At 66.9% G+C, this 9,879-nt stretch carries 7 protein-coding genes and 2 rRNA genes; 4 read left to right on the forward strand and 5 right to left on the reverse strand.

Going from position 1 to position 9,879, the window contains the following annotated elements; all coding sequences use genetic code 11:
* Nucleotides 1–14: 14 nt before the first annotated feature.
* Nucleotides 15–974 (forward strand): GlxA family transcriptional regulator, encoded by a 960-nt coding sequence (locus AC1DIQ_RS15485; protein WP_478050344.1) that lies wholly within the window; start codon nt 15–17, stop codon nt 972–974.
* An 87-nt stretch (nt 975–1,061) separates the two neighbouring features.
* Here the strand turns inward: AC1DIQ_RS15485 and AC1DIQ_RS15490 are convergent, their stop codons facing one another.
* Entirely contained in the window at nt 1,062–2,411 is a 1,350-nt protein-coding gene (locus tag AC1DIQ_RS15490; protein ID WP_478050345.1) for an outer membrane protein transport protein, read from the reverse strand.
* A gap of 226 nt (nt 2,412–2,637) precedes the next feature.
* Here AC1DIQ_RS15490 and AC1DIQ_RS15495 point away from each other — a divergent pair, with 226 nt between their 5' ends.
* Nucleotides 2,638–3,330 carry a rhomboid family intramembrane serine protease gene (locus AC1DIQ_RS15495; protein ID WP_019186003.1) on the forward strand — a complete coding sequence of 231 codons (693 nt, stop codon included), beginning with the start codon at nt 2,638–2,640 and terminating at the stop codon, nt 3,328–3,330.
* Between the two features lie 94 nt (nt 3,331–3,424).
* On the opposite strand, the gene AC1DIQ_RS15500 is transcribed toward AC1DIQ_RS15495, so the two are convergent.
* Together AC1DIQ_RS15500 and AC1DIQ_RS15505 are read right to left on the reverse strand one after the other, a co-directional pair.
* Nucleotides 3,425–4,921, reverse strand: a complete 1,497-nt coding sequence (locus tag AC1DIQ_RS15500) for a S41 family peptidase (RefSeq protein ID WP_478050346.1) — start codon at nt 4,919–4,921, stop codon at nt 3,425–3,427.
* A 126-nt stretch (nt 4,922–5,047) separates the two neighbouring features.
* Complete coding sequence (locus AC1DIQ_RS15505; RefSeq protein ID WP_478050354.1) at nt 5,048–6,373, reverse strand: murein hydrolase activator EnvC family protein; 1,326 nt, start codon at nt 6,371–6,373, stop codon at nt 5,048–5,050.
* A 97-nt stretch (nt 6,374–6,470) separates the two neighbouring features.
* Between AC1DIQ_RS15505 and AC1DIQ_RS15510 the strand changes: the two genes are divergently transcribed.
* Both AC1DIQ_RS15510 and AC1DIQ_RS15515 read left to right on the forward strand, forming a co-directional pair.
* Nucleotides 6,471–7,133: a hypothetical protein gene (locus AC1DIQ_RS15510; protein ID WP_478050347.1), complete on the forward strand. Its 663-nt coding sequence runs from the start codon at nt 6,471–6,473 to the stop codon at nt 7,131–7,133.
* Nucleotides 7,134–7,187: 54 nt separating this feature from the next.
* Nucleotides 7,188–8,918 (forward strand): M28 family metallopeptidase, encoded by a 1,731-nt coding sequence (locus AC1DIQ_RS15515; RefSeq protein ID WP_121042234.1) that lies wholly within the window; start codon nt 7,188–7,190, stop codon nt 8,916–8,918.
* A 618-nt stretch (nt 8,919–9,536) separates the two neighbouring features.
* On the opposite strand, the gene rrf (AC1DIQ_RS15520) is transcribed toward AC1DIQ_RS15515, so the two are convergent.
* Together rrf (AC1DIQ_RS15520) and rrf (AC1DIQ_RS15525) are read right to left on the reverse strand one after the other, a co-directional pair.
* Nucleotides 9,537–9,651 (reverse strand): 5S ribosomal RNA (gene rrf / locus AC1DIQ_RS15520).
* 131 nt (nt 9,652–9,782) lie between these two features.
* Nucleotides 9,783–9,879 (reverse strand): 5S ribosomal RNA (gene rrf, locus AC1DIQ_RS15525); the annotation flags it as partial.

Consider the following 9,879-nt stretch of genomic DNA (forward strand, 5'->3'; position numbering starts at 1 on the left):
TGCACAATCAGCCAATGCACGATTTCACTGTCATCGTCCTGCCGGGCGCGTTCGCCTCCAGCGTCGCGCTCACCTTGGACATCCTCACTACGGCCGCCACCCTCGCACCGCGCCTGGGGCTGCCGGTGCCGCGCTGGCAGGTCTGCAGCCCGGCACGCGGCCCCGTCCGCCTGGGCACGCACCTGCAGCTGCGTGCCGCGCCGATGCCACGCCTGGCCGATGCGCAGGCGTGCTGGATCGTGCCAGGGCTGGGCGTGGAGGATCCCGACGCCATCGCACAGCGGCTGGGCGAGCCCGACATCCCGGGTGTGGTGCGGGCGCTGCGCGCGCACGTGGCGGCGGGCGGGCGTGTCGCGGCCTCCTGTGCCTCCGTCTTCCTGCTGCACGATGCCGGGCTGCTGACCGGGCGCAGCGTGACCACCACCTGGTGGCTGGCCGGCGCGTTGCAGCGGCAAGCTCCGGAGTGCCAGGTCGATCCAGACCGCATGGTGATCGACGACGCGCCGCTGATCACGGCCGGTGCCGCGCTCGGGCACACCGACCTGATGCTGTACCTGCTCCGGCAGCGCTTTGGCCCGGCGCTTCCCGATGCGGTGGCACGGGCGCTGCTGCTGGATCGCCGGCAACTGCAATCGCCGTTCATGGTCCCGGCGATGATGGCGCAGGGCAATGCGCTGATCGCCTCACTCACCGCCCACATCGAAGCCACGCTGCCGGCCACGGTCAGCGTCGGTGCGCTCGCCAAGTACGCCGGCATGTCCACGCGCACGCTGTCGCGGCAGGTGGGCAAGGCAACCGGGCAGGGGCCGCTGCACCTGATCCGCAGTGTGCAGTTGAACCAGGCGCGCACCCTGCTGGAGAACAGCCGCTACTCGGTGGAGACCGTGGCCGAGCGCGTGGGCTACCGCGATCCCACCGCCCTGCGCCGGCTGATGCGCAAGCGCCTCAACGCCACGCCGCGGCAGTTGCGCTGACCGCTTTCGCCTTGTCTGCAGGCAACAAAAAACCCCGCTTTCGCGGGGTTTTCTGCTGCTGCGTTCAACCGATCAGCGCTGCGTTGATCAGAACTTGTAGTTGAACGAAGCGGCCAGCACGTCGCCACGGACCTTGTACTTGCCGTTGAGCGAGTTGCCCTGGTTGCCCTGGGTCGGCTTGACCAGGATGTTCGGCTCGCTGGTGAACAGGTGGGTGTAACCGAAGTTGTATTCGGTGTTCGCCGACGGGGTCCAGCCCACGCCCAGCGACAGCCACTTGCGGCTGGTATCCGGCACGCGGACGTCGCGGTGCGCGTCGGTGGTCGGGGTCTGGTCAAGCGCCACACCGCCACGCAGGGTCACGGTGTCGCTCAGCTTGTAATCGGTACCCAGCGAGACGAAGGTCGTGTCGCGGTAACCAAAGTTCAGGTCCGAGTTCGGCTGGTTGGAAGCGAAGTCGATGGTGACCGTGTCGAACGCGGTCGACCACGCGGTGCGGGTCACATCACCCATGACGGTCCAGCGGTCATTGATGTTGTGGGTGACGCTCAGGGTGGCCGAGGCCGGCAGGGTCAGCGTGGCCTTGCCGCTGGTGTTGACGAACACGCCCGGCTGGGTCGCTGCCAGGATCGACGCCGTCCGGCCACCATCGCTGGGCAGATCAAAGTTGGCATCGCCGCCGGTGATCTTGTGCTCGACCTTGGAGCGGTAGCTGATGCCGATGTGGGTGTTCTCGTCCGGGCTGAACAAGCCGCCGACGGTCCAGCCCACAGCGTTGTTGTCACCCTTCACGGTCGACTTGCCATCGGCGCTGCCCGGCGCGTAGCCCGGCACGCGACCGGCGAAGAGGGCGCCGAAGTCGACAGCCTGGCTCAGCTCGATGGTCAGGTGCTCGACGAACACGGACGCGCCGAAGGACACGTACGGGTTGACGTCGTAGGACGCGGCAAAGCCCAGGTCGATGGCCTTCATATCGGTCTTCAGACCACTGTAACGGCCGACCCAGCCATTGTCGTAATCGGTCTTGAAGCCGAACGGGGCGGTCAGCGAGACGCCGAAGTGGGCCTGCTCGCCGATCGGCATGTGGAAGTACGCGGCCGGAACCGGGGCGATCATGCCGGCGTCGCCGCCGTTACCGCCCGTCTGCGGCTGACCTGCGCCATTGCGGCCGGTGCCCTTGTACTTGGCCGAGAAGCTGATGGCGCTCAGGTCGCCCTGGATCTGCATGCCTTCGAGCTGGCGCATGCCGGCCGGGTTGACGGCCATGATCGAGGCGTCGCCGGCGGCGCTGCCGGAACCGGCGAAGGCGCGGCCGAGTCCCTTGGCGCTGTTTTCCTTCAACTGGAAGGCGGCAGCGTTGACGTGGCCCACGGCCAGGACACCGGCGATGCCGACGGCCAGGGCGGTGACGCGGGCAAGAGTGGAAGCGGTATGCATTGTTGGTTCTCTCCGGAAAGCGGTGATGTTGGCAACGCGCGCCTGCGCCGCCCCTCCCCTTGATGGGTCAGGACAACGCGCCGGATTCCCCTCCCGACATACGACGCCGTATGCGAGTATACCGAGAGCGGTTAATGAAACAATAACGTAAGTCGCCCTTGTGGCTATTCATGCTGAACGCGACATATCCCCGTCAGCTCAGCCTCCGCGCTAGGCTAGTGCCCGCATGTTCGTGTCGACCCCCTCCCGCAAGAAAGCCGCCTACCGCTGGGCCACCCCCCTGCTGTTCGCCGCGCTGTGGGTGGCCTTCCTGTGGTCGATCTCGCGGCCGGACGATGCCCGCCGCAGCCTGTGGATGGACTGGGGCGCCCTCTCGACCGGCCTGACCCACCCGCTGGACTGGTGGGCGACGCTGCAGGATGGCAGCGTGCTGCGGCTGTTCACTGCGCTGTTCCTGCACGCGGACTGGTCGCACCTGCTGGGCAACCTGGTGTTCCTGCTGATCTTCGGGCTGCCGGCCGAACGCGTGCTGGGGCCGTGGCGGCTGATGCTGCTGTTCCTGGTCGGCGGGGCGATCTCGAATCTGACCGCCATCTACACGATGGGCAGCCCGGACCAGATCATCATCGGGGCCAGCGGCGCGGTGTCGGCCTTGATCGGCGCCTACCTGGCCCTGTTCCCGGGCGCGCGGCTGGGCGTGGTGATCCCGCTGGGCCTGTTCCTGGAATTCGTCCGCGCCCCCGCCTATCTGCTGATCGGCGTCTGGGCGGCCCTGCAGGTGGTGTTCGCCTATATCGGCCCGACCTTCGGCATGGTGGCCTGGTGGGCACATATCGCCGGCTTCGTGTTCGGCCTGGGCTACGGCGTGTATGTGCGTGCGGCCATCGCGCGACGGCTGCGCAAGCGGCATGGGTTCTAAGTGAACACCCATCGCGCTGTGGTAGTGCCGGCCGCTGGCCGGCGCCACGTACGGKTGGATTTCTGCTGAGCCGGCCAGCGGCCGGCACTACCGTTCAGGGCTTGACCGGCGCTGTCGACGCCGGTGCATCCGGCTTGGCAGGCGCGGGAGGAGCCGGCGCAGTCGCAGGTGCTTCCGCCGGCTTCGTTTCTGACGGCTTCGCATCTGATGACTTCGCGTCGGCCGGCTTGACCGCGGCCGCTGCCGGCTTGGCCGCCGGCTTCTTCGCCGCGTCCGCCTTCTGCCTGGCCAGCACCGAACCCGGCTGCTTCAATTCGGCCAGCGCGTCATTGATCGGGCCATCACCGGGCAGCACGTCACCGGCCTTGTAGCCTTCGGTGCCTTCTTCATCACCGCGCAGGTGACCGGGCAACGTGGCTTCGCTGTAGTCGGTCAGGCTGGCTGGCAGGTCGTCATCGCCGGCGCGCTTTTCCGGCTGCAGCAGCACGTCGGGGATGATGCCGGTGGCCTGGATCGACTTGCCGCTCGGCGTGAAATACCGCGCGGTAGTGAGTTTCACCGAGTCCCCATTGTCCAGCGGCAGCACGGTCTGCACCGAGCCCTTGCCGAAGGTGCGGCTGCCGACCACGCGGGCGCGGCCGTTGTCGCGCAGCGCGCCGGCCAGTACTTCGGAGGCACTGGCCGAACCGGCGTCGGCCAGCACCACGACCGGCGCACCCTTGAGCAGATCGCCCGGGGTCGCATCGAAACGGGCATCGCTGATCGAGATGCGGCCGCGGGTGCTGACGATGTTGCCCTTCTCGAGCAGATCGTCGGCCACCTGCACAGCGGCGGTGAGCAGGCCACCCGGGTTGCTGCGCAGATCAAGCACCAGGCCCTTGAGCTTGCCACCGGCCTGCTGCTGCAGCTGGGCAACGTGCTTCTGGAAATCGGCACCGGTGTCGGCCTGGAAGGTGCTCAGGCGGATGTAGCCATAGCCGGGTTCCAGCATCCTGCTGCGCACGCTGGTGACGCGGATGGTCTCGCGGGTGACGGTGACATCGAACGGCTTGGGCTTGCCTTCGCGCACCAGGGTCAGCACGACCTTGGTCCCGGCCACGCCGCGCAGCGGTTCGGTGGCTTCGATCGCGCTGATCGGCTTGCCGTCGATGGCGATGATCAGATCGCCGGCAAGAATGCCCGCGCGTGCGGCCGGGGTCTCGTCGATCGGCGAAATGACTTTCAGGCTGCTGTTGTCGGGCTGCTGCTGCAGCTCCACGCCGATGCCGTCGTAGGCGCCGTTGGCCTGCTCATCGAAGGCTTCGGCGTCTTCCTTGTCGAAGTAGGTGCTGTGCGGATCCAGGTCCAGCAGCAGGCCACGGATGGCGGACTGCATCAGCTTCTTGTCGTCGACCGGATCCACGTAGGCGGCGCGCACCGCGTTGTAGACCGCGACGTAGCGGCGGATCTCTTCCAACGGAACCCGTGAGGTCACCGCTTCTTCCGTGGTGGCCGCATCGGCCCCGCGTGCCGGCGCTTCGGCGGTCTGCTGCGCCCAGGACACCGCGGGCAACAGGGCCAGCAGCAAGGTGGCGGAACGGGCTACGCGCATGAAGCACTCCAGGATGAGCGGGGGACGGTTGACCACGCACGGGGGTGCGTCGCCCGATTATGCGCGAAGCGACGATAAATTCCCGTTGAACCCCGTGCCTGGCGGCGCGCCCGTGTTGGGCGCGGTTTATCGCCGCTGCAGCCAGCTGCCCGGGTCCACCGGCTGTCCATTGCGGCGCAGTTCGAAGTACAGCGCGGTCACGCCTTGGCCACCGGAATTGCCGACCTTGGCCACGGCCTCGCCCTTCTTCACCGTGGCGCCGGCATCACGCAGCAGCGTGTCGTTGTGCGCATAGAGGCTCATGTAGCCGTTGCCGTGATCGACGATCAGGATCATGCCGTAGCCGGTCATCCAATCGGAAAACACCACCGTGCCATCTGCCACGGCGGTGATGGTGCTGCCAGCGGGTGCACCGATCAGCACACCACTGCTGGTGCGTCCATCGGGCAGCTTGCCACCGTAGCGGGCGAGCAGATTGCCCGACAACGGCCAGCCCAGACCGCCCACCTTGGGCGCAGGCGCGGAGGCAACCGCAGGGGGCGTCTTGGTCGCACGCGGCGCTGGCCGGGTACCATTCGCGGCGGCGGCCCGGTCCGCCTTCTCGGCGGCCGCCTTCTCCGCGGCGGCGCGGCGCGCGGCAGCACGACGCTCGGCTTCGGCACGGGCGGCGGCGGCGCGCAGATTGGCCAGCAGGGTTTCCAGCGCCTTGGCATCCTGGCCCAAGGCTTTTTCGCGTTCGCTGCGGTCTTTGTACCGTTCGTCCAGCGAGGCGACCGTGGCCGCCCGCTCGCGACGATCGTCGGCCAGCGTGGCGACCTGCTGTTTCTGCTGTTGGCGGGTGCCTTCCAGTGCCTTGCGCCGTTCGACGATTTCCGTCTCCACGCGCTGCAGTTCGGTGAGATCAGCCGTCAGGGACTGGATACGCTGCGCGCGCTCGCGCTGCAGATACCGGTGATAGGCCAGGCTGCGGTTCGCATCGGCGACACGGTCCTGCGACAGCAGCAGCTTCAACGGCGCGTTGTTGCCGATGCGGTACGCCGCGCGCAACAGCGAGGCCAGTTCCGCCCGCTGCTGCTGCAGGCCGGCCTGCAGCGCATCGCGCTTGGCCTGCAGTTCGTTCATGGCGCGGGTCTCGCGCTGCAATGCGGTTTCGGTCTGGGCCAGCACGCGCCCTGTGCGGGCGACCTTCTCATCGGCGTCGCGCAGCTGGCGCGACGCCTGCCCGCGCTGCCCTTCCAGATTCCGCCGCTCCTGGGCCACGCCCTTGAGCTCGCTGCGCAGCTTCTGCAGCTTGCGTTCGGCTTCCTTGGAGGATTGTGCAGCCAGCGGGCTGGCGCCGAGAACGGCCACGGCCAGCAGCAGCGCACGCAACGCTGGGGTCAGCCACTGCGTGCGACCGCGTCCGTCGGTCGGATTGTTATCCCGGCGTGAGGAAAAGGCGTTGTGGCGCAAGGGCTTTCCAGTGACTTCAGGCAGATGCGGATTGCAACGATGCATGGTGACATTCCTGCAGGCGGCCTGCCAGCCGCGCTCCACCATCGAGGTTCCCATGAAACGCTCCCTGCTTCCGCTGCTGCTGGCCCTGACGCTGCCCTGTGCGCCGGCCTTCGCAAGCGACAACATCAGCAAGGTCAACGGCAGCATCTCCGCCGAGGCCGGCCAGAGCTACGGCAATCTGGAGACGGTCAACGGCGGCATCAAGGTCGCCGAAGGCGCGGTCACCGGTCGCATCGAAACCGTCAACGGCGGCATCCGCGTGGCCGATCGCGCGCGTACCGGCGGCATTTCCACGGTCAATGGCAGCGTGCGGGTCGGGCGCGAAGTGGTTGCCAGTGGCGGCGTGGACACCGTCAACGGCGGCATCTTCCTGGATCGCGGCACCCAGATCGACGGCGGGCTGGAAACGGTCAACGGCAGCATCGGGCTGGTCGAAACGCGCGTGGCGCGCGGCATCGAAACCGTCAACGGTGACATCACCGTGGGCGTGGGTTCGCAGGTCGAAGGCGGAATCGAGGTCAAGAAGCCGAACTTCAACCTGTCGCTGACCCCCGGCCGCAAGCCGCGCGTGATCATCGGGCCGAACTCGTCGGTCAATGGATCCCTGCAGTTCGAGCGCGAGGTCACCCTGTATGTGCACCGCACTGCCCGCATCGGCCCGGTCAGCGGCGCCGTGGCAGTGCCCTTCGATACCGACACCGCGCCACAGGATTGATATGGTGGCCACTGGTGCGCTGCGCACCCGCCTTTCCCGTTCCAGGAACCGATGATGCCCCGCAAACTTCTGTTGTGCCTTGCCGCTGCCGCTGCGTTGACCGCATGCAAGGGCGAATCCGCCGCGCCCACCGCGGCGCCTGCCACCGACGCGGCACCGACCGCACCGGGCCATGCGTTCTCGCCCGAGATCAATGCCGGCGACTTCGCCGAACTGGTCAAGACCTTGGCTTCGGATGCGTTCGAAGGCCGCTCCCCGGGCAGCAAGGGCGAAGAGCTGACCGTCAATTACATCCGCGACCAGATGCAGCGCATCGGCCTGCAGCCAGGCAACGGCGACAGTTGGTTCCAGGACGTGGCGATGACCGAGACCACGGCCGATGAGTCGACCGTGCTGACGCTGGACCAGGCCGGCAAGACCCGCGAGCTGACGTTCGGCACCGACATGGTGATCGGCACCCGCAGCGGCCAGCCGGACGTCAAGGTCGAGGCCAGCGACCTGGTGTTCGTCGGCTACGGCGTGGATGCGCCGGAGCAGAAGTGGAACGACTATGCCGGCCAGGACTGGAAGGGCAAGACGGTCGTGATGTTCGTCAACGATCCCGGCTTCCACGTCAACGACGAGAAGCTGTTCGACGGCAAGCGCATGACCTATTACGGGCGCTGGACGTACAAGTTCGAAGAGGCCGCACGCAAGGGCGCCGCCGCCGCGCTGATCGTGCATGACACCGCCGGTGCCTCCTACGGTTGGGACGTGGTCAAGAACTCGTGGGCCGGCCCGCAGTACGACCTGCCGGCCAAGGATGACCCGGAAGCGCGCCTCCCGGCACAAGGCTGGCTGAGCGCCGACGCCGCCCGCCAGCTGTTCGCCGAGGCCGGCCTGGATCTGGACAAAGCGTACAAGGACGCCAGCAAGCGCGGCTTCAAGCCGGTCCCGCTGAAGGCCAAGGTGTCCTTCGATCTGAAGAGCACCATCGCCGAGAAGAAGTCGCGCAACGTGGTCGGCGTCCTGCCGGGCAGCAAGCGTGCCGATGAAGCCGTGCTCTACATGGCGCACTGGGATCACCTGGGCAAGCACGAAGGTGAGCAGGGCGACACCATCTACAACGGCGCGGTCGACAACGCGACCGGCGTGGCCGGCATCCTGGAGGTCGCCGATGCGATGGTGCACCAGCAGCCAGCACCGGAGCGTTCGGTGGTGTTCCTGGCAGTGACGCTGGAAGAGTCCGGCCTGCTGGGCTCGAAGTACTACGTCAGCCACCCGACCTTCCCGCTGGACAAGATCGCCGGTGTGATCAACATCGATGCGATGTCGGTGGCAGGCCGTGCCAAGGACATGACCGTGACCGGCTTCGGCAGCTCCGAGCTGGAAGACATCCTCAAGCCGCTGGCCGCGAACCAGGGGCGTACCCTGCACGGCGAGACCGCGGTGCAGAGCGGCTTCTACTTCCGTTCGGATCACTTCAACTTCGCCAAGGCGGGTGTGCCGGCGCTCTATGCGGACGGTGGTGAGGATCTGCGCGACGGCGGTGTCGAGGCGGGCCGCAAGGCCGCCGAAGACTATGGCAGCCACCGTTACCACGGCCCGAAGGACGAGTTCGATCCCGCAACCTGGAAGCTGGATGGCACGGTTGAGGACCTGCAGCTGCTGTACGGGGTTGGCAAGGAACTGGCCGGCGGCGACCGGTGGCCGAACTGGTACGAGGGCAATCCGTTCAAGGCGGCACGCGATGCGATGATGAAGGGCAAGGGCGCTGAGACGCCGGCCGCGGAGTCTGCACGCTGAGCGGTTGATTGCTGTGACGTGATCTTTGCTTCATGAAAACGGCGCCTTTCTAGGCGCCGTTTTTTTTGGGTCGGCGGCTGGGTTGGTCGGGCTTTGGGGCGCGATACCCTTGCCGGTGACGCCCCCGGCCGCCGCCTTGCGGCGACGCCCTCCTCGTTGATTTTGCCCACAAGGGCATCGCGACCCAACGTATCCAGACAACTGGCGCCGCCCAGCATCAGCGCGACAGCGAGTGCCGGGATTGATCTGGTCAGTCCGCACACAGCACGCGAAGCCTCGTAGCGGCCGGTAGGCGCCTGGGCAACATCAAGGAGGAGGGCGTCGCCGTCAGGCGGCGGCCGGGGGACCGGGGACCGGGGACCGGGGACCGTGGACCGTGGACCGGGGGACATTTGCCGAGGGGCCTGCCGGCCGCTACGGGGCCCTCACGCTCGCGGAAGATGCAAGCGGAGACGCCACCATTCCCAAAACGCAGAACTACCCAACGACACCCACCGCACTGGCCGCATACGCATGACCGTGCTCATCTGCTGTGGCACATGAAATGAGGCGCTCCCATCCGTCGGGAGAAGGACAAAAAAAACCCCGCTGCGTGAGCAGCGGGGTTTTGGGTGTAAACCCTGGCGATGACCTACTCTCGCATGGCTTAGGCCACACTACCATCGGCGCAGCTGCGTTTCACTTCCGAGTTCGGGATGGGATCGGGTGGTGCCACAGCGCTAATTTCACCAGGGAGACGGTTGGAGCAGCGCGTTGCGCCAGCTCGGCAGAGGTCTCTTCCGAGAAACAGATACCTGTAAAAACCAGGTGTCTGCAATAAAAGAAAACCCCGCTGCGTGAGCAGCGGGGTTTTCGGGGTAAAAACCCTGGCGATGACCTACTCTCGCATGGCTTAGGCCACACTACCATCGGCGCAGCTGCGTTTCACTTCCGAGTTCGGGATGGGATCGGGTGGTTCCAC

Source organism: Stenotrophomonas sp. 05L413, from assembly GCF_056397945.1.